15 protein-coding genes are annotated in these 19561 nt (G+C 73.2%); 8 read left to right on the top strand and 7 right to left on the bottom strand.

What is annotated here, in order from left to right:
- Nucleotides 1-325 precede the first annotated feature (325 nt).
- Nucleotides 326-2152: an RICIN domain-containing protein gene (locus OG700_RS35820; protein ID WP_405620978.1), complete on the top strand. Its 1827-nt coding sequence runs from the start codon at nucleotides 326-328 to the stop codon at nucleotides 2150-2152.
- Between the two features lie 49 nt (nucleotides 2153-2201).
- Here OG700_RS35820 and OG700_RS35815 read toward each other — a convergent pair whose 3' ends face one another.
- Entirely contained in the window at nucleotides 2202-3020 is an 819-nt protein-coding gene (locus OG700_RS35815) for a UbiA family prenyltransferase (RefSeq protein ID WP_405620976.1), read from the bottom strand.
- 224 nt (nucleotides 3021-3244) lie between these two features.
- Between OG700_RS35815 and OG700_RS35810 the strand changes: the two genes are divergently transcribed.
- The 3 genes from OG700_RS35810 to OG700_RS35800 are packed head-to-tail and all read left to right on the top strand — an operon-like array spanning nucleotide 3245 to nucleotide 5910.
- Nucleotides 3245-4321 carry a type III polyketide synthase gene (locus OG700_RS35810; RefSeq protein ID WP_405620974.1) on the top strand — a complete coding sequence of 359 codons (1077 nt, stop codon included), beginning with the start codon at nucleotides 3245-3247 and terminating at the stop codon, nucleotides 4319-4321.
- A 12-nt stretch (nucleotides 4322-4333) separates the two neighbouring features.
- Nucleotides 4334-4900 (top strand): isoprenylcysteine carboxyl methyltransferase family protein, encoded by a 567-nt coding sequence (locus OG700_RS35805; protein ID WP_405620972.1) that lies wholly within the window; start codon nucleotides 4334-4336, stop codon nucleotides 4898-4900.
- Entirely contained in the window at nucleotides 4897-5910 is a 1014-nt protein-coding gene (locus OG700_RS35800) for an NAD(P)/FAD-dependent oxidoreductase (RefSeq protein ID WP_405620970.1), read from the top strand. Before OG700_RS35805 ends, OG700_RS35800 begins: the two co-directional genes overlap by 4 nt.
- Nucleotides 5911-5947: 37 nt before the next feature.
- Here OG700_RS35800 and OG700_RS35795 read toward each other — a convergent pair whose 3' ends face one another.
- The 4 genes from OG700_RS35795 to OG700_RS35780 all read right to left on the bottom strand — a co-directional run bounded on the left by OG700_RS35795 (nucleotide 5948) and on the right by OG700_RS35780 (nucleotide 9926).
- Nucleotides 5948-6430 carry an NUDIX hydrolase gene (locus tag OG700_RS35795; RefSeq protein ID WP_405620968.1) on the bottom strand — a complete coding sequence of 161 codons (483 nt, stop codon included), beginning with the start codon at nucleotides 6428-6430 and terminating at the stop codon, nucleotides 5948-5950.
- A 100-nt stretch (nucleotides 6431-6530) separates the two neighbouring features.
- Nucleotides 6531-8168, bottom strand: coding sequence for an apolipoprotein N-acyltransferase (lnt, locus tag OG700_RS35790; protein WP_405620966.1), 1638 nt, complete (start codon nucleotides 8166-8168; stop codon nucleotides 6531-6533).
- Between the two features lie 217 nt (nucleotides 8169-8385).
- A complete protein-coding gene (locus OG700_RS35785) occupies nucleotides 8386-8973 on the bottom strand; it encodes a hypothetical protein (protein ID WP_405620964.1) in 588 nt (195 codons plus the stop codon).
- Between the two features lie 164 nt (nucleotides 8974-9137).
- On the bottom strand, nucleotides 9138-9926 hold the full coding sequence (locus OG700_RS35780) for a glutamate racemase (RefSeq protein WP_405620962.1): 789 nt from the start codon (nucleotides 9924-9926) through the stop codon (nucleotides 9138-9140).
- Nucleotides 9927-9984: 58 nt separating this feature from the next.
- Here OG700_RS35780 and OG700_RS35775 point away from each other — a divergent pair, with 58 nt between their 5' ends.
- Nucleotides 9985-11157, top strand: a complete 1173-nt coding sequence (locus tag OG700_RS35775; RefSeq protein WP_405620960.1) for a glycosyltransferase — start codon at nucleotides 9985-9987, stop codon at nucleotides 11155-11157.
- A gap of 34 nt (nucleotides 11158-11191) precedes the next feature.
- On the opposite strand, the gene OG700_RS35770 is transcribed toward OG700_RS35775, so the two are convergent.
- Nucleotides 11192-12460, bottom strand: coding sequence for a TerD family protein (locus OG700_RS35770; protein WP_405620958.1), 1269 nt, complete (start codon nucleotides 12458-12460; stop codon nucleotides 11192-11194).
- Between the two features lie 240 nt (nucleotides 12461-12700).
- On the opposite strand from OG700_RS35770, the gene OG700_RS35765 reads away from it, so the two are divergent.
- The 3 genes from OG700_RS35765 (at nucleotide 12701) to OG700_RS35755 (ending at nucleotide 16887) form a co-directional block, all read left to right on the top strand.
- On the top strand, nucleotides 12701-13225 hold the full coding sequence (locus OG700_RS35765) for a DUF6643 family protein (protein ID WP_405620956.1): 525 nt from the start codon (nucleotides 12701-12703) through the stop codon (nucleotides 13223-13225).
- Nucleotides 13226-13615: 390 nt separating this feature from the next.
- Nucleotides 13616-14269 (top strand): hypothetical protein, encoded by a 654-nt coding sequence (locus tag OG700_RS35760; RefSeq protein ID WP_405620954.1) that lies wholly within the window; start codon nucleotides 13616-13618, stop codon nucleotides 14267-14269.
- 188 nt (nucleotides 14270-14457) lie between these two features.
- Entirely contained in the window at nucleotides 14458-16887 is a 2430-nt protein-coding gene (locus tag OG700_RS35755) for a right-handed parallel beta-helix repeat-containing protein (protein WP_405620952.1), read from the top strand.
- On the opposite strand, the gene OG700_RS35750 is transcribed toward OG700_RS35755, so the two are convergent.
- On the bottom strand, nucleotides 16857-19379 hold the full coding sequence (locus tag OG700_RS35750; protein WP_405620950.1) for a hypothetical protein: 2523 nt from the start codon (nucleotides 19377-19379) through the stop codon (nucleotides 16857-16859). The two genes, OG700_RS35755 and OG700_RS35750, sit on opposite strands and share 31 nt — an antisense overlap.
- Between the last annotated feature and the right edge of the window lie 182 nt (nucleotides 19380-19561).

Here is a 19561-nt window from a genome sequence, read left to right as displayed (position 1 = left end):
AATTGGACCGCGACAGTGCGAATCCTTGCCCTTCTTGTTCTTCAACGACCCATCGAATAGCCGTGGTTGGCGATCTCTTGTTTCCCGCACACGGGCTGTGCAATGGTGAACGCGCTCGGCCGACGGCAATGCCAGGAGTCACCGCTCCCTCCGCCGCTCCCCCGCCGTGCTCCGCTCATGGACCGCTTTCCTGGAGGCACCCCCCACCCAGAAGGTACGCACCAACCGGACCACCCCCTTTCAGTCGGCCGGACATCACTGCCGCCACACACGCGTCAAAGGGACTGGACACCCCCCACTCAGTGCCCTGGAAGGCAGGACCTCTGTGCAGGATCCCCATACGTCCAGAACCACCCCGCCCCCTCCGGCCGGCCGGCCGGGGTCCCGCTCCGAAGGCTCGGACGCGGAGCTTGTCGCCGCGCTGAGGACCGGCGACAGCGACGAGGAGGACCACGCCACCGCGCTGTTGCTCGCCCGGCACTGGCAGGCTCTCCTCGACTACGCCGAGATCCGCTCCCCCTCGGCGAACGCCGCCGCGACGCTCGCCACGGCGGCCTTCGGCAAGGTCCTCGACACCCTGCGCCGCTCCGGTCCCGGCACGGCTCTGCGGCCGCAATTCCTTGTGACCGCGCGTTACACGGCCAACGTGTGGGCGGCCGAGGGACAACGGACCGGCACGGTCCGGGAGCACCACGCGCAGCCCCCGGGCGGCCCCGAGGAGACGGAACCCCCGGAGAATCGACGGCTGGCCTTCCACGCCTTCCAGGCAATGCCCGCCGCCGCGCGTTGCCTGCTCTGGCACACGGAGGTCGAGGCGGAGCCCATAACCGTACCGGCCGGTCTGCTCGGCATTGATCCGGAAAGCGCGCTCGCCGAGCTGGAACACGCGCATGAGCTCTTCCGGTCCGGCTGTGTACGCGCGCATATCCAGCTCGCGGCGGACAAGGAATGCCGCCACTACAACCGCCTGCTGGACGTGTCGCTGCGGCGCGGCGGTGCTCTGCTCCCGGACATCCAGGAGCACCTGGCGCTCTGCGCGCACTGCGGGTACGCCGCCGAGCAGTTCGTCCACGTCCAGGGCCGTCCGGCCGTGCTGCTCGCCGAGGCGCTTCTCGGCCCGCACGCCAGGGGCTACCTCGACTCCCGGCCGGGCCGGCGCGGCGGCACGCGCGGCGCGGGAGGCCCCGGCGGCGGCCGCGGCGGCCGGCACTCGCTGGGCGGACGCCCACGTGTGCTGCCGCGCGTCACGGTGGTGGGCAAACGCGTGCTGACCACGCGTGGCAGACCGAGAACGGTCCTGCTCGGCGGGCTCGGGCTGGTGACCGTCGGCCTGCTCGCCGTGACCGTCTCCAGCCTCACCACGGGTGACAGCGGCGGCGAGGCGATGGGGCCGACCGTGCCGATCGGCACGGGGACCGCCACGGCCTCCCCCGACCCGGGCTCGCAGGGCGTCTCCGGCCCCGGCCACCGGCCGCCGGACTCGGCCGACGGCACCCTGCGCACGGCGCTGCGCAGCGCCGACGCCGATCTCTGCCTGGACCTGCGGAACACCCGCCCCACGGCCGGCTCCGAGGCGACGCTGGCGATCTGCTCGTCGTCCGCGCCGACCCAGCGGTGGCTGTACGAGGAGGACGGGCTGCTGCGGAACGGCGCCGACCAGGAACTGTGCCTCAACTCCCGTACGGTCGACGGCTCCCTCGTCCTGGCGCCGTGCACCGAGCCGTCCGCCGAGAACGCCGCCGACGTGCGCTACGACCTGACGGTCCAGGGGCATGTGATCCCCCGGTGGAACGATTCGCTGGCCGTCGTCGCGACAACTCCCACGGCGGGTACGTCCGTCGTGTCGAAGATCCGCGACGAGTCCACACTGCAGAACTGGTCGACCGACACCGCGCCGGACAGCCCGAAGTCCCTGCCGGTCGTGGGCGGCCGGACGACGGCCCCGCCGGCCGAACCGACGTCCGCGCGCCGGAGCACGATCGGGTCGGCGGAGCGGGACGGCGAGCGCCGCGCCGATGGACATGACGAGCGCGGGACGTCCGAGCCCGACGACAACGATGTCCCTTACCGCGACGAGGACTTCGACGACGGCGACGGCGACGGCGACGGCGACGGCGACTCAGACTCCGACGACGACCGGTTCGAAGGCTGACGGGGCCGGGGCGAGCGGCGTCGCGACCCGGGGATTGTCGGTCATGTGGTCACGTGACGCCGGTGCCGTGTGCCACCAGCAGTCCCACGTCCAGCGCCGCCACGGCCACCGCCCCGGCGAAAGGCGCCTTCACCCAGCGGCGGCCGAGCAGCAGGCCCGCGACCGCGATCGACCCGGCGGCCAGCGGTACGAGCACGGCCCCCGCACCGGTTCGGCCCGGCGGCCCCAGCGTCAGCGCCACCGATGCCGCGACCAGCGGGACGGGCAGCAGCAACCGGGTTCCGGTGGCGCCGAGTCGGTGCGGCAGCCCTCGTACACCGGTGGCCAGGTCGCCCCGGATGTCGGGCAGGACATCCGCGAGGTGCGCCCCGACGCCGAGCAGCGCGCCGGCGGTGACGGCCCACCAGGCCGGCCGTGGGCCGCCCGGCAGACTCAGCGAGACGAGCGCCGGCAGGCTCGCGAATCCGATCGCGTACGGCAGCCAGGACAGCGCCGTGGCCTTGAGCCGCAGGTTGTACGCCCAGGCGGCGGCCACCGCGATCAGATGCGCCGTGCCGGCGAGCGCGCCGCAGGCCAGCGAGAGCGGCACGCAGAGCGCGAGCGCGCCGAACGCCGCGCTCCACACCGTCCCTTCGCCGACCGTCCCGGCGGCGACGGGCTTGTCGCGGCGGCCGGTGGCGGTGTCGCGCCGGGCGTCGTATGCGTCGTTGCACCACCCCACGGAGAGCTGACCGGTCAGCACGGCGGCGGTGAGCAGCAGGCAACGGCCCGCGCCGTGGCCCGCCGTGACGGCGAGCGCGAGGGTGAGGGCGGTGACGGCGACCACCGGACCCGGATGGCAGGAGAGGGCCAGGGCATGTCCGAGCACCCGCGCTCTCCGTGCGCGGCTTGGGGTGCGGGTGGTGCGGGTCGGAGCTGTCCCGGTGCCGGTCCTGGCCTCGCGCGCATTCGTTCCCGGGTCCACGTGGGCGTTCACGCGCCGATGGTAGGCGCGCCGGGCGCCGTCGACGCGGCAGCCGGACGGGCGACTTACGGTGTCTCATCCCTCGCTGTGGCTGTTGGGAGGGTTATGACATCACCAGGCTGGAATCGATGAGCCGAATCGCGGCCGTGCACGGCGTCCTGGCCCCGTACCGCCACACCCAGTCCGAGATCACCGACATGGTGGCGCGCACCTGTCTGCCGGCCGGGTCCGACCGGGGCGTGCTGGACCGGCTGCACGCGAGCGCGCGGGTCCGCTCGCGCCACATGGCCCTGCCACTGGACGACTACGTCAAGATCGACGGGTTCGGGGCCGCCAACGACGTCTTCATCGAGGTCGCGGGGGATCTGGGCGCCGACGCGGTCCGCGGGGCGCTGCGTACGGCGGGGCTCCGGCCCCAGGACGTGGATCTGCTGCTGTTCACCTCCGTCACCGGCGTGGCCGCCCCCTCCGTGGACGCGCGTCTCGTCGGGCGGCTGGGGCTGCGTCCCGATGTGAAGCGGCTGCCGGTCTTCGGTCTCGGCTGTGTCGCGGGCGCGGCGGGCGTCGCGCGGCTCCACGACTATCTGCGCGGCTGGCCCGAGCAGGTGGCCGTACTGCTGTCGGTCGAACTGTGCTCGCTCACCTTCCAGCGCGACGACGCGTCGATGGCGAATCTGGTGGCGACGGGGCTGTTCGGCGACGGGGCGGCGGCGGTCGTGGCGGTGGGCGAGCGTTTTCCGGCGGCCGGTCCCGCGGCCGTCGCCAGGGCCGGTCCCTCGGTCGTCGCCACACGCAGCCGGATGTACCCGGACACCGGCCATGTGATGGGCTGGTCCGTCACGGGGTCCGGTTTCCGGGTCGTCCTCGATCCGTCGGTGCCCGACGTCGTCCGCCGCTTTCTGGCCGACGACGTACGCGACTTCCTCGCCGGGCACGGCCTGACACCCGACGACATCACGGCGTGGGTCTGCCATCCGGGCGGGCCCAAGGTCCTGGAGGCCGTGGGCGAGTCGCTGGACCTGCCCGAGGGTGCCCTCGACGTCACCTGGCGCTCGCTGTCCGAGGTGGGGAACCTGTCGTCGTCATCGGTCCTGCACGTGCTGCGCGACACTCTCGCCCGGCGCGCCCCGGAGCCGGGCAGTCCAGGCCTGATGATCGCGATGGGCCCCGGTTTCTGCTGCGAACTCGTCCTGCTTCGCTGGTGAGTTGGAGAACTCATGTGGTGGTACACGGCATTGGTGCTGGCGGTCGCCGGCGAGCGGATCGCCGAACTCGTCGTCGCCCGGCGCAACGCCCGCTGGAGTCTGGCGCGCGGCGGTACGGAGGCCGGGCGCGGGCACTACCCGGCGATGGTCGTCCTGCACACCGGTCTGCTGGCCGGCGCGCTCGCCGAAACGGCCCTGGCCGGAAGGCCGTTCGTGCCCGCGTTCGGCTGGCCGATGGTGGGGGTCGTCGTCGCGGCGCAGGTGCTGCGCTGGTGGTGTGTCCGGACGCTGGGGCCCCGCTGGAACACACGGGTGATCGTCGTGCCCGGCCTGCCTCTGGTGTCCGGCGGCCCCTACCGTCTGCTGCGCCATCCGAACTACGCCGCCGTCGTCGCGGAGGGTCTGGCGCTGCCGCTGGTGCACGGGGCGTGGGTGACGGCCGTCGCCTTCACGGGGCTCAACGCCGTCTTGATGGCGGTCCGGATACGGTGCGAGAACGCGGCGCTCACCCTCGCGCCGGCCGGCACGCCCGCGTCGGCGCCCGCGTCGGCGCCTACATCTACGTCTGCGCCCGCGTGATCGACGTACTGATCGCCGGGGGTGGCCCCGCCGGTCTGGCCGCCGGGATCCACGCCGCGCTGGCGGGGCTGCGGGCCGTGGTGGTGGAGCCGCGTACCGCCCCCGTGGACAAGGCGTGCGGGGAAGGTGTCATGCCGGGCGGCGTGGCCGCGCTGCGCGCGATGGGCGTCGAGGTGTCGGGACGCGAACTGCGCGGCATCCGCTACCGGGACGGTGTGCGCGACGCCGAGGCGCGCTTCCGGGACGGTGCGGGTCTCGGCGTGCGCCGTACGGAACTGCACGCCGCGCTGCGGCGACGGGCGGACGCCCTCGGCGTGGAGACGGTCCGGGGCAAGGTCGGCGAGGTGCGACAGAGCGCCGACCGGGTCGTCGCCGGGGGCTGGACCGCGCGGTGGCTGATCGCCGCCGACGGGCTGCACTCGCCGATCCGCCGGGGCCTCGGTCTGGAGCTGCCGGACCGCGCGCCATCGCGCTACGGGCTGCGGCGGCACTTCCACGTCGCGCCGTGGTCGGACTTCGTGGAGGTCCACTGGTCGCGGCACGGCGAGGCGTATGTGACGCCGGTCGGGGACGGTCTCGTGGGCGTGGCCGTGCTGAGCCGCGAGCGGCGCGGTTACGGCGAACACCTCGCCCGGTTCCCGGAGTTGGCGCCGCTGCTGCGCGAACGCCCGGCGAGCGGTGTACGCGGCGCGGGGCCGCTGCGCCAGCGGGTGAGCGGGCCGCTGGCCGGCCGGGTGCTGCTCGTCGGCGACGCGGCCGGTTATGTGGACGCGCTGACCGGGGAGGGGGTCGCCCTGGCCCTGTCGACGGCCGGGGCGGCGGTGCGCGCGCTGGCCGAGGAACGTCCGCAGACGTATCCGGCGGCCTGGTCGAAGCTGACGAGACGTCATCGGCTGCTCACCGAGGGCCTGTTGCGCGTCACCCGCAGCCCGCGCGCAGCCCGTCTGATCGTGCCCGCCGCCGCCCGGCTGCCGGCCGTCTTCGCGGCGGCGGTCCACGCGCTCCAGTGACACGGGGCGGGTTCGGCCCGCTGGGCGGTCGTCCTCCTCAGGCGCCCGCACCCCGGTCGAACCAGGTGGGCTCGTCCGCGAGCGACTGCTTGATACGGAACTGGGCGAACTCCCGCAGCTCGGGCAGCGCGTCCACGGAGAACCAGCCGACCTCCAGGGACTCGTCGTCGTTGACCCTGGCCTCCCCGCCCGTCGCACGGCAGCGCACCGTGATGTCCAGGTACTGGCACTGGTCCCCGTTGGGGTACGTGACGGGCTTCGGCAGCGCCTGGACGAGCACGATCCGCTCCGCCGTACAGCGCACGGCCGTCTCCTCGTACACCTCGCGCTCCGCCGTCACCGCGGGCTGCTCCCCCGGCTCCGCGATCCCGCCGATGACCGACCAGTTGCCGGTGTCGGCCCGCCTGCCGAGCAACACACGCCCGTCGTCGTCGAAGACGACAGCGCTGACCCCCGGCAGCAGCAGCAACTGGTGCCCTGCGGTGGCACGGATCTCTCGGATGAAGTCTGGCGTTCCCATGTCACGACCCTATGGCAGGCGAACGTACCCCCGGTCCGGTGGTTCCGGTGGTCCGTTCGCCCGTGGTCGGCGCCCGTGCTCGGCGTCCGCGCGCCCGGTCTCAGCTCGCGTCGTCGGAGGCGGGGCGCCGGCGGGCGCGTACGGCCCGTGCACCCACCCAGCCGAGACCGCCGAGGGCGACCGCGACCAGCACCGCCTCGGGCAGCGTGCCCATCGTGGTGGCGGGCGTCTTCGACGAGCGCAGCGGCATCTCACGGACGAGCGCGTCCGGGGTGAACATCTTCGTCTCGTCGACGACCTTGCCGTCGGGCATGATCATCGCGCTGACGCCGCTGGTGACGGGGACGACGACGGCCCGGCTGTGCTCGACGGCCCGCACCCGGGACATCGCCAGTTGCTGGTAGGTCATCTCGCTGCGCCCGAAGGTGGCGTTGTTGCTCGGCACGGTGATCAGCTGCGCCCCGTGGGTGACGGTGTCGCGCACCGCCCAGTCGAACGCCGCCTCGTAGCAGGTGGCGAGACCGACCTTGGTACCCGCGAGATCGAACACGCCGACCTTGTTTCCCGGGCCGAAGTCGCGTCTCACCCGGTCGACGTCGGAGCTGAAGATCCGTACGAAGGAACGCATCGGGATGTACTCGCCGAACGGCTGCACATGGCGCTTGTCGTACGTCGCGACGGGGCCACGCTCGGGATCCCACTGGATCAGGGAATTGCGCAGCTTGCCGGTGTCGGGCGAGAGCACCGAGCCGATCACCGTCGGCACGCCGATCGCCTTGACCGCGTCGTCGATGACGAGACGCGCGTCACCGTTGCGGTACGGGTCGATGTCCGAGGAGTTCTCCGGCCACAGGACGAAGTCCGGCTTCGGCTCCTTGCCCGCCTTGACGTCGGCGGCGAGCTGTTCGGTGCGTTCGGCGTGGTTGTCGAGTACCTGGCGGCGCTGGGCGTTGAAGTCGAGACCCAGGCGCGGCACGTTGCCCTGGATGGCGGCGACGGTCGCGGTGCCGTCCTCGGCGGAGTCGTCCACGAGGGGCAGCGCGGCGAGGGCGCCCGCGACGGGGACGAGCACGGACAGCGCGGCGACGGCCACGGCGGCACGCGGCACCGGCCGCGTCACGTGGTCGGGACGGAGGACGGGGTCAGCACGGCGGGCGAGGACCAGGCGGACCACCTCGTAGAGGCCGAAGCCGCACAGCACGACGGCGAAGCCCAGCACCGGCGTGCCGCCCACCGCGGCGAGCGGCAGGAACATGCCGTCCGCCTGGCCGAAGGCGATCTTGCCCCACGGGAAGCCGCCGAACGGCACACGGGCGCGGGCGGCCTCGCCCAGGATCCATACGGCGGCGGCGAACACCGGCCACGCGGGCAGCCGGGACACGGCGGCGATCCCCACCCCGACGGCGCCGATGAACAGCGCGGACACGGCGGCCAGCGCGACCCAGGGCAGCGGGCCGACCTCTTCGCCCGTCCACTTCAGGAGCGGCAGCAGGAATCCGAGCCCGGCGAGGAAGCCGAGTCCGAACCCGGCACGCGGGCGCCGCCCACGCAGGGTCCAGCCGAGCAGCGCGAATCCGGGCAGCGCCAGCCACCACAGCGGGCGGGGCGGGAAGCTCGCGAAGAGCAGCAGTCCGGACAGCGCGGCGGCGCCGGGCCGTACGAACCGGCGCGGCCATCGCCTGCCGCGGGGCGCGGGGGCGGGCTCGGCTGGTTCGACGGGGGTGATGGTGGTGCTCACCTGGCGGAGTCTACGGTGACGCAGGCCGAAGGCGGCAGTCCGGCCGGGGTACGCAGGCTCTGGCGGAGCTCCGGCGGACAACGCCGCCACACTTCCTGCCGCACCGTTGCCCGTACACACCTTGCCCGGAGGACGCGGTGGAACGCGTACGGGCGTAGGGGCGTAGGGGCGTAGGGGCGTACGGGAGAATCCGCCGCTGACCGCCGGGGCCGGGCGGTCAGACCTCGGCCGCCCCGAAGCCCGGTTCGGCGAGGCCCACCTTCCCGGTGGCCGCCGCGCGGAGCCGGTCGCGGATGACCCGGACCGCCGCCTCCGCGTCGTCGACCGTCACCGTGAACGTCCTGCCGTCGCCCAGGCTCAGCACGACGCCCTCGCCGCGCCGTACGACCACGGCCGTGCCCTGCTCGGGTCGCCAGCGGTAGCCCCAGCCGCCCCACTGGCGGGGTGTGACACTCGGTTCGAAGTCCGCGCCGGTCACCTGGGCGAGCGGGATGCGGCGGCGCGGCAGCCCGATGTGCCCGCAGCGCACGTCCAGGTGCTCGTGATCGACCTTGACGGCCACGTGCACGAAGGCCAGCGTGCCGAAGAGGATCAGCAGGCCGGCGGCCACGCAGCCGACCACCGACGCGGTCAGCGCGATGACGCCGGTGGCCCAGGAGGATTCGATCGCCAGCTCGATGCCGAGGGCGAGACAGGCCGCGCCCACCACCGCGAACAGCCACTGAATGCGGTTGGTCGCTCGACCGGTCCAGATTTCGGGGAGGGGCACTGTGCCAGGCCCCCCGCGCCGGGGGTGCTCCGTCATGGTTGCAGCGTACTCAGGATCCGCCCGGTGGGCACCGCCGTGACCGGATCCGCGGTCGTGTACCCGGCGGATTGTCCTCGCCCCGCACCGCCCCTGGACCGCCCCCGGACCGCCCCACACCGCCGCGCGCCGCCCCGCCCCCCGCACCGGAGATTCGGCGCGGCCTAATGCGCGTGGGTGACGGCGGCGAGCAGCCGGCCCTCCGCGTAGGTCAGGGCCGCGTCGGTCAGCGGGGCGGGGTGCCCGTTCAGGAGCACGGTGAGGTCGCCGGGCCCGGCGGTGGCCGAGGGCGCCGGTATGTCCCCGAGGCGGCGCAGCGCCTGGACGGCGACGGCCTCGGCCGAGCCGTGGAGCGTCACCTCCGGCAGACCGGGCCGGCTCAGGGCCGCCCGGATGCGTTCGCCGAGCAGTTCGTAATGGGTGCAGCCCAGGACGACGGTCCTTACTTCGCGCGGTGTGCGGCTCGCCGCCGCCGCGACGGCCCGGCCGATGCCCTCCTCGTCTGCGTGCTCCACCGCGTCGGCAAGACCGGGGCACGGCACCTCGGTGACGTCGACGGAGGCGGCGAAGGTACGGATGAGGTCGCGCTGGTAGGGGCTGCCCGTGGTCGCCGGGGTGGCCCAGATCGCGATGGGCCCGCCCCCGGCCGCCGCCGGCTTGATCGCGGGGACGGTGCCGATGACGGGAAGACCGGGCTCCAGGTCGGCGCGCAGCGCGGACAAGGCGTGCACGGAGGCGGTGTTGCAGGCGACGATCAGCGCGTCGGGCCGGTGCGCCGCGGCGGCGCGGGCCACCGTGAGGGCGCGCCCGACGATGTCCTCCGGGGTACGCGGTCCCCACGGCATGCTGCCGGGGTCGGAGGAGAGTACGAGATCGGCGTCCGGCCGGAGGCGACGCATTGCGGCGGCTGCGGCAAGCAGCCCGAGCCCGGAGTCCATCAGCGCGATCTTCACCCGGTCACCATAGACGACGGGCCTTGCGGTCCCGCCGATCTGGGGCAGACTGCGGCGAATGAGCGCCATTGCCTGGATCGCCGCGGTCTCGCTGGCCGCCTGGGGCTTTCTGTTGCTGGGTCAGGGATTCTTCTGGCGTACCGATCAGCGGCTGCCGCCGCGTACGGCTCCGCCGGTGTGGCCGTCGGTCGCGGTGGTCGTGCCCGCGCGTGACGAGGCGGAGATGCTGCCGGTGAGCCTGCCGTCGCTGCTGGCGCAGGACTATCCGGGGCGGGCGGAGATCTTCCTCGTGGACGATTCCAGTGCCGACGGTACGGGTGCCCTGGCCAGGGAGTTGGCCGACCGGCTCGGTGGGCTGCCGCTGACGGTCGTTTCACCGCCCGAGCCGGCGCCCGGCTGGACGGGGAAGCTGTGGGCGCTGCGTCACGGCATCGAACTGGCGCGGGTGGGGCGGCCCGACTATCTCCTCCTTACGGATGCCGACATCGCGCATGAGCCGGACAGTCTTCGCGAGTTGGTCGCCGCCGCGCGGTCGAACGGTCTCGACCTGGTCTCCCAGATGGCCCGGCTGCGGGTGGCGAGCGCGTGGGAGCGGCTGATCGTGCCCGCCTTCGTCTACTTCTTCGCCCAGTTGTATCCGTTCCGCCGGGTCAACAAGCCGGGGGCGGGTACGGCTGCGGCGGCCGGCGGCTGCGTACTGCTGCGGACGGAGGTCGCCGAGCGGGCGCGGATCCCGGACTCGATCCGGCAGGCCGTGATCGACGACGTGTCGCTGGCCCGTGCGGTACAGCGCGCCGGGGGCCGGATCTGGCTCGGGCTGGCGGAACGGGTGGACAGTGTGCGCCCGTATCCGAGGCTGACCGATCTGTGGCGGATGGTGGCGCGGAGCGCGTACGCCCAGCTCCTGCACAGTCCGTTGCTGCTCGTCGGCACGGTGGCCGGTCTCGCTGTCATCTATCTGGCGCCGCCCGCGGCGGTGTACGCGGGTCTGGCGGGCGGTGACACGCCGGCCGGTCTGCTGGGCGGCGCCGCGTGGGCGGTGATGGCCGGGACGTACGTACCGGTGCTGCGGTACTACCGGCAGTCGCTGTGGCTCGCTCCCCTGCTGCCCTTCACCGCCCTGCTCTATCTGCTGATGACCGTCGACTCTGCTGTGCGGCACTACCGGGGCCGCGGTGCGGCCTGGAAGGGGCGTACGTACGCCCGTCCGGAGGCCGCACCGGAGCGTTGAGGCCGTTGAGGCGGAGCGCCGGCACGGCGGGGGGTCACTTCCGGCCGGGGGTCCAGTTCATGCCCCAGCCGTAGGTGTAGTCGATGGTGCGCTGCGGGCTGACTCCGCGTTCCGGTACGAGAAAACGCGCTTCGCGCTGGACCACCAGATCGGAGCCGGTATTGGTGATCAATGCGAGCGCGCAGACGGTCGAGGGAACCGTGCACTCGCCGAGCGAGAAGTCGATCGCCGCGCCGTTCTTCGGCTGGAGTGTGACGGTCGCGTCGAGATCGGCGAAGCTGCGCGCGCCTTCGTAGATCGTCACGAAGATAACGACGCGGCGCAGTTGGTTCTTGTGGTCGAGGTTGATGCTGAGATTCTCGCCGTTGGCCGAACCGCCGGTGCGGTCGTCGCCGTCGAGATGGATGAACGGCGGCTGGTGAAGCGCCCCGAAGGCATTGCCGAGTGCCTGGACGACGCCTTTGCGGCCGTCGGTCAGTTCGTAGAGCGCGCAGAGGTCGAGGTCGAGATCGCCGTGCATGGCGACGGCCCGGCCCAGCTTGGCGCCCCAGCCCTTGAACTGCTTGCGCACCTGCCAGCTGAGATTGACGCGCATCTCACCGGAGTTGCCGCCCTGCTTGGACAGCGAGACGGACGGCGCGTCCTTGGTCAGCGTGACCTTGCTGAGCCGTACGGGAGCGGCGGCGGCCGGCGCGGGAGGTGCGGGCGGGGTGGGGGCCGCGACGGGGGCCGGCGGCGCGGGGGTCGTGGGTGCCGCCGCCTGCTGCGGCTCGTCGACGCTGATGCCGAAGTCCGTTGCCAGGCCTTCGAGTCCGCTGCTGTACCCCTGGCCGACCGAGCGGAACTTCCAGGCGCCCTGGCGCCGGTAGAGCTCGCCGAGCACGAACGCCGTCTCGACGGTCGCGTCCTGGCTGTCGTAGCGCGCGATCTCGGCGCCTGACGCCGCGTCAAGAACGCGGACGTACAGGCCGGGCACCTGGCCGAAGTTGCCGCCGTCCGCCGAGGCGGCGACGACGATCCGCTCGATGTCGGCCTCCACGCGGGCCAGATCGACGGTCAGGGTGTCCGTCACCGTGCCGGGACCTGTGCCTTTTCCGTCGTAGCGGACCGCTCCCGACGCGTGCGCCGGCTGGTTGTAGAAAACGAAGTCCGCGTCCGAGCGGACCTTTCCCTCCTTCAGCAGAAGGGCCGAGGCGTCGGTGTCCGGCGTCCCGGGCGCCGAACGCCATCCCAATTCGACACGCACACTCGGTGCCGACACCGGAACATTGGCTCCTTTAAGCATGGACATGCTCGCCCCCATCGAGAGTCGGGTGACCGAAAGTTTTCGTCGCGCCAAACCTAATCGCTGAAACAGTCATCGCACCCCCGAGGACCCGTCGGTAACCCCTCCGGAGCTTGCCCTTTACACGATCAGTACGCTGCCGGACGACCGATTTTCCCAAGTTCGCTCGCATTGGGGATCCGAAGTCGCCCACAGCTCCGGAAACAACCCCCTGATCGGACTCCCCAACCGGCACATCTTGGGCTTAACTTATGTTCCATGACCTCCCCCCGCGCCACCTACGGCGGCGGTTACTACACCGCGCCGTCGTTCCCGGACACCCCGATCTACGACTCCCTGGTCGCGGAGCGGGGCACGCCTCAGATCGCCCCGATCCGAGTGCCTTCCGCCTACGACACCGGCAGCAGCTACCAGAGCAACAGCTATCTGCCGGCGCTGCCTTCGGCGCTTCCCGCTCTTCCGGCGGCTCCTTCGCAGCCCACGCCGTCCTACGGCGGCTACCAGCCACAGCCGGCGCAGCATCCCGTGCCGTTGCAGCACGCCCCGGCGCCCTACATTCCGCAGCAGGCGGCGACGCCCCGCGGCTATCAGGGCGCTCAGCCCTACCCGCCCCAGCAGCAGCAACAGCAGCCGCGTCCTCAGCAGCCCCGCCCGCCGCAGCAGCAGCGCCCGGGTTCGGCGACGGGGTACGAGGCGATGCGCCCCGCGGCGCCGCGCCCGGCGCCCGCGCCCGCGCAGTACGACGACCCGTACAACCGCCCCTATCAGAGCCGGGGTTACTGACACCGGACCGACCGGGACCGAGCAGCGGCGGGAGCGACGGGGAGAGTCACGACGGGCGGAGGCAGCCGACGGGGGGAGCCGGGGCTGCCGCCGGGGTCGTGGGTTGACGCGTCGCTCGCCGACACGCGGGCGCGCGGGCGGGCCGGATCCAGGTCGCATCCGTCGCACTGTCGCATCCTTCTCCTCCTTCGACACGCTCAACTCCCTGGTGGCGCCGGGGCGATCACGTCTGCGGGCGGCATCAGGTGCCCGCGAACACCACCACGGTGCGGGTGGGATCCGTGGTGCGCGTGTTCGCCGAGGCACGGACCCGGATCCGACCCGTCGAACGGTGGGGTGATTTCGCTCTCCCTTCCGCCCCTTTGTGCGTGAGTCGGCCCCTACGGGGCTATGACGGACAGGGGAACGGACGGCGGACGGAAGGGGCGCGGCACGGTGCGAGCGGTCGTGGGGCTCCGGCGCTGGCGGCACAACCCGCTGCGGCGAACGACTGATCTCGTCGAGGCGTGGGTCGCGCTCGGTGCCCTGCTCCTGATGCTCCTCGCCGTACCGGCGGTCGGCTGGCTCTCGGGCACGCGGACCGACGACGCGTTCCGGCGGACGATCCACGCCCAGCACGAGGAGCGGCACCGCACACAGGCCACGGTGGTCCGTTTCGCCACGGCGCCCGCCCGTGTCATGTACGACCCCGAGGCGTCGACCGAGCGTGAGACCGGTCGGCCGGTGATCGCCAAGTGGACGGCGCCGGACGGGAGTCGGCACACCGAGCGGGTCCGCGCGGCGCCGGCGGCCGTCCGGGCCGGCGACACCTTCCCGGTCTGGACCGACGGCGGCGGACAGCTCGCCAGGCGTCCGGCGGACCTCACGACCGCCCGTACGCACGCGGTGCTGGCGGGCCTCGGGGTGGCCGCGGTCGCCGCCGGTCTGGTCGAGGCGGCCAGACGGCTGGCGGTGTGGAACCTCCGCCAACGCCGGTACGCGCGGCTCGACCTGGCCTGGGCCGAGGCCGGTCCCGACTGGGGCCGTACGGGCGCGGGCAGCTGAGCCGGAGATCCGGGCGGACGCTTCCGCGGACCACCGGAACCGCTCTTGGGTCAACTCACCGGGGTCACGCGCGCTACGGTGGTGCGACCCGGTCCTCTGTCGCGGCCGGGGCTTCCTTGAGCCGACCCCGCAGCGGGTCCGGTCGGCACAGCACACGCAGGCGCACGAGGTGGGGACAGAACAACACCATGGCACAGGGCACCGTCCAGGTGACGCACACCGGCACCTCGCGTTGGCGCCGCCGTACCGGCGAGTACGCCTCTCTCGCCGCGGCTCTGGAGGCCGCGAGCGACGGCGACATACTCACCGTCGCGCCGGGCACCTACCGGGAGAATCTCCTCGTCACGCGCGCCGTCACGCTGCGCGGGCCCGAGGGCTCGTCGGGTTCGGTGCGGATCGCGCCGCCGGACGGCGTGCCGCTGACGGTGCGCGCGTCGGCGACCGTCCACGACCTGCATGTGGAGGGCCAGGACACGACCGCGCCCGCGCTGCTCGTGGAGGACGGCACCCCTGAGCTGACGGATCTGCGGATCGTCACCCGCTCGGCCGCCGGCATAGAGGTGCGCGGTGCCGCGCGTCCCACCGTCCGCCGCTGCACCGTCGACAACCCGGCCGGGGTCGGGGTAGCCGTACTCGACGGCGGCGGCGGTGTCTTCGAGGACTGCGAGGTGGTCGCGGCCGGGCAGTCGGGCGTCTCCGTGCGCGGCGGGGCGCACCCCCGGCTCGAACGCTGCCGGATCCACCACGCGTCGGGCGGCGGCCTGACCGTCACCGGCGAGGGCAGCGGTCTGGAGGCCGTCGGCTGCGAGGTGTACGAGATCAAGGGCACCGGAGTGCAGATCGCCTCCCGCGCGGCCGCCCATCTCACCGACTCCAGCGTCCACCGCACATCGGCCGACGGCATCACGCTCGACACGGACGCCGTACTGACGCTCTCCGACTGCGACATCCACGACATCCCGGAGAACGCGGTCGATCTGCGCTCCCGCTCCGTACTGACGCTGACCCGCTCCACGGTGCGGCGGTTCGGCCGCAACGGGCTGTCGGTCTGGGACCCGGGCACCCGGGTGGACGCCAACCAGTGCGAGATCCACGACAGTACGGGCGACTACCCGGCGGTCTGGGTGAGCGACGGGGCGACCGTCGTCCTCGACTCCTGCCGGGTGCACGACGTACCGGACGCGCTGTTCGTCCTCGACCGCGGCTCCCGCGCCGACGTCGTGGACAGCGACCTCTCCCAGGTGCGCAACACGGCCGTGTCGGTGAGCGACGGCGCGACGGCGCAGCTCGACGACTGCCGGATCAGGGAGGCGTCCACCGGCGCCTGGTTCCGGGACCACGGCAGCGGCGGCACGCTCAACTCCTGCACCATCGACGGCGTGCAGACCGGTGTCATCGTCACCAAGGGCGCCGACCCCACCATCGAACGCTGCACGATCACCTCACCCGCCGAGGCCGGTTTCTACGTCTCCGCCGAGGGCCGCGGCACCTTCCACGACTGCCGGGTGACGGGCAGCGGCGGTTACGGCTTCCATGTGATGGACGGCTGCCGTACGACGCTGACGCGCTGCCGCACCGAGCGCTGCGCACGCGGCGGATACGAGTTCCCGGACGGCGGCCCGGCGGGCGCCGAGGGCAACGGGGCGGGTCCGACCGTGGAGGACTGCACGAGCGACGAGAGCGGTGTGCTGGCCGCGGCGCCGCAGCCGCCGGCCGTACTGACGGCGACGCAGACGACGGGGCTGCTGGGCGCGGTCCCGGCGCAGGGCGCGGCGCCGGCGCCGGCGCCGGTGCCGGCCGAGCCGGTACGCGAATCGGGCACGGTGCTGGGTGAACTCGACACCCTGGTGGGCCTGGAGAGCGTCAAGCGCGAGGTCCGCGCCCTGACCAACATGATCGAGGTCGGCAGGCGCAGGCAGCGGGCCGGTCTCAAGGCCGCCTCCGCCCGCCGCCATCTGGTCTTCACCGGCTCCCCCGGCACCGGCAAGACGACGGTGGCCCGGCTGTACGGCGAGATCCTGGCCTCGCTCGGGGTGCTGGAGCGCGGCCATCTCGTGGAGGTCTCGCGGGTGGACCTGGTGGGTGAGCACATCGGCTCCACCGCGATCCGCACGCAGGAGGCCTTCGACCGGGCCCGTGGCGGCGTGCTGTTCATCGACGAGGCGTACGCGCTGTCGCCCGAGGACTCGGGGCGCGACTTCGGGCGTGAGGCGATCGACACGCTGGTGAAGCTGATGGAGGACCACCGCGAGGCGGTGGTGGTGATCGTCGCCGGGTACACGGTGGAGATGGAGCGCTTCCTGGCCGTCAACCCCGGTGTGGCGTCCCGTTTCTCACGCACCATCACCTTCAGCGACTACGACGCGGACGAACTGCTGCGGATCGTGGAGCAGCAGGCCGAGGAGCACGAGTACCGGCTGGGCGCGGGCACCCCCGAGGCGCTGCTGAAGTACTTCGCGGTGCTGCCCAAGGGTCCCGCCTTCGGCAACGGCCGTACCGCGCGCCAGACGTTCGAGTCGATGGTGGAGCAACACGCCAGCAGGGTCGCCCAGTTGCCGGAGACCAGCACGGACGACCTGACGCTCCTCTACGCGGACGATCTGCCCGAACTGCCGTGAGCGCGCTGCTCCGTGGTGGTGCCGTCGCGCTGTCCCGGCAGCGCGGGCGGCAGCCGGTCGAGCAGTGCCGCGCGTTCCACGGCGAAGGCGGGATCGGCCTGGTACTCGGAGTGGCCGAGGATCGGTTCGGGCAGCGGGTGGCGCTCGGTGCGGCCGTACGCGAGGGGGTCCTTGAGCGGCCCGTGGTCCACGGCCGGCTCGCCGCCGTCGGCGCCGAGGCGGACCGGGCCGCCGATCGGGTCGGTGGCCCGCCACAGGTTGCGCCAGCAGTGCACCTCTCTGCCCAGGTCGCGCAGTGGCGGCGCGCCGAAGTAGGCGGGGAACCAGCGGCCGTACAGCCGCTCCAGCGGTGAGCCGTACGTCAGCAGCGCCACCCGGTGCCGGGTGCCCTCCCGCAGCTGCCAGACGGCCGCCGCGGCCAGCACACTGCCCTGCGAATGGCCGGAGATGACGAGGCGTCCGCCGGTGCGCGCGGTCCAGGAGGCCATCCGCCAGGTGAGATCGGGTACGGCGCGTTCCGCGTAGCACGGCGGCGCGAAGGGGTGCGAGGCGCGCGGCCAGAACGTGCCGACGTCCCAGAGGATGCCGATGGTGCGCCGGGCGGACGGGTCGCGGTAGGCGCGCCGGCCCCAGGTCACGAACAGTATGAAGCCGAGGCCGATCAGCCAGGAGCCGAGCGCCTGCGTGGTGTCGGCGACCGACTGGACCGGCGCGGGGGCGCCCTCGGCGGCCCGGCCCGGTACGTCCCCGCTCAGCCAGGCCCCGAGGACGGCGCCGGTGCCGAGCAGGAGGGTGGCACCGGAGACGAGTCCGACCAACCAGGGTGCCGCGTCGGTGAGTTCGGCGCGGGCGCGGGCGCCGGCGATCCGGCGGGTACGGACGGAGTCCGGGGTCACCCGCTCCTCGCGCGAGCCGTACTCCGCCTCCACGACGGGCGCGAGGCGGCGGCCGGTACGCACGGTGCGTACGGCGAGGACGACGACCGGGACCAGCAGCAGCACGAGCAGGACGGGGATGACGGCCGCCTGCCAGCTCAGCAGCACGGGCGGCCCGATGATCGAGCCCTCGCCCATGCCCGGTGTGCCCGACCCGTCGAGCCAGTCGCCGACGCGCTGGGCCACGCCGCCGGTCATCACCCCGGCCAGGGCACAGGCCAGCATGGCGACGGCCGGACCGCCGAGGCCGTGCAGGGCGATCCTGGCGTGCGGGGCGCGGCGGTGCAGCACGAGGGCCGTGGCGGCGAGCGCGACGACGAGGACGCCCTGGGCGAGGACGAGCACCGGGAAGGTGACGGCGCCGGGGAGGGTGCCGGAGGAGTTCCAGCCGGGGCGGGACCAGGCGGCGTACACCACCGCGGTACCGAGCAGGGCGAGGGAGGCGGCGGGCAGCCGGGTGATGACCGCCTGGTCGAGCGTGCCGTCGCGCCGGCGCTCGCTGCGGCCCCTGCTGCACACCACCCAGAGCACAACGAGCCCGCCGGCGACGAGAGTTGACTGGAGCAGCCAGCCGGCGCCGTCGCGTACGGCGCTCGCCGCGCCGCGGTCGTAGCGGGCGGTGGCGCCGGTGACCGCGCCCGCGACGGTGAGGAATCCGGCGGCGGTGTGCGCGGCGCGCAGCCGGGCGACGAGCCGGCGGCCGTACCAGAAGCCGGGCCTGGCGAGTGCGGGCCGGACGGTGGGCGGGCCGTGGGCGGGGCTCACGGGGGCTGTTCCGGCGGTGGCCGCGGCCGGGGTCTCGGCCGGTCCCTCGTAGGCGTCGGTGTCGTCGTGGACGTCGGTGTCCTCGTGGATGTCGGTGTTGTCGGTGGCCTTCGCGGGCACCGGGTCCGACTCCTCCGGCAGGCTGCCGCCCGCGGCGGCGTCGGTCGGCGGGCGCTGGGCCTCGTACGCGCTCCAGGTCCGGTTGGACAGATACCACAGCAGGCCCACCAGCGCCGCCGGTACGAGGGCGGCCAGCGCGAGGCGGCGGCCGGGCTGCGCCCACCAGCCGTCCCGCGTGGCGGACAGGAAGCCGAGCCAGTCCCGGTCGTCCGCGCATCCGGCGGCGCCCGCGCACTGCCAGGCCACCAGGTCGAGCGCCACCTCGCAGGCGGCGGCGGTCAGCAGCACGGTGAGCGTGAGGGCCAGCAGCCGTACCAGCACCCCGTAGAGCCGCTGGGTCCTGGCGAGCCCGTTGGTCGCCGGGCGCATCCAGTGCGCGAGGTTGACGACCATGAAGGGAAGCAGCAGCAGCCACAGGGCGCGGGCGCCGTTGCCGGAAGTGAGGTTGGACCAGCAGTACGCCTCGGGCACCGGTCCGTCCGCGTACCGCTCGGGGTGGGACTCGGCCTCCTCGTCGTCGGGACGCCGGTAGATGGCCGCCGTCTCGTCGCCCGTGATCCGGACCGTGTACGGATCGGCGAGCATCTCCTGAGGGGTGGCGCCGCCGACACCGTGGACCAGCAGTTCGAGCGCGGCGCCGCCGCCGCTGCGGACGGGGGGCTCAGGGGACACGTCGATGACTCGCTCTCCGGGTGGGATCTCGCAGGCGGTGACCGCCCTCAGCGACTCTCCCCGGACAGGGGCGGGCCGACACCTGCGTAAGGGACCCAACGCCGTGGGAGGATGAGGAACCTTTTGATCAGCTGTGTACGGCGGCCCGCGCACGATGCCGACGTGGAAGGACAGGCCCCGGT

The organism is Streptomyces sp. NBC_01508 (assembly GCF_045040315.1).
Taxonomy (GTDB): Bacteria; Actinomycetota; Actinomycetes; order Streptomycetales; family Streptomycetaceae; genus Streptomyces.
The sequence above is the reverse complement of the archived record's forward strand: the minus strand, read 5'-3'. Positions and strand labels throughout refer to the sequence as shown.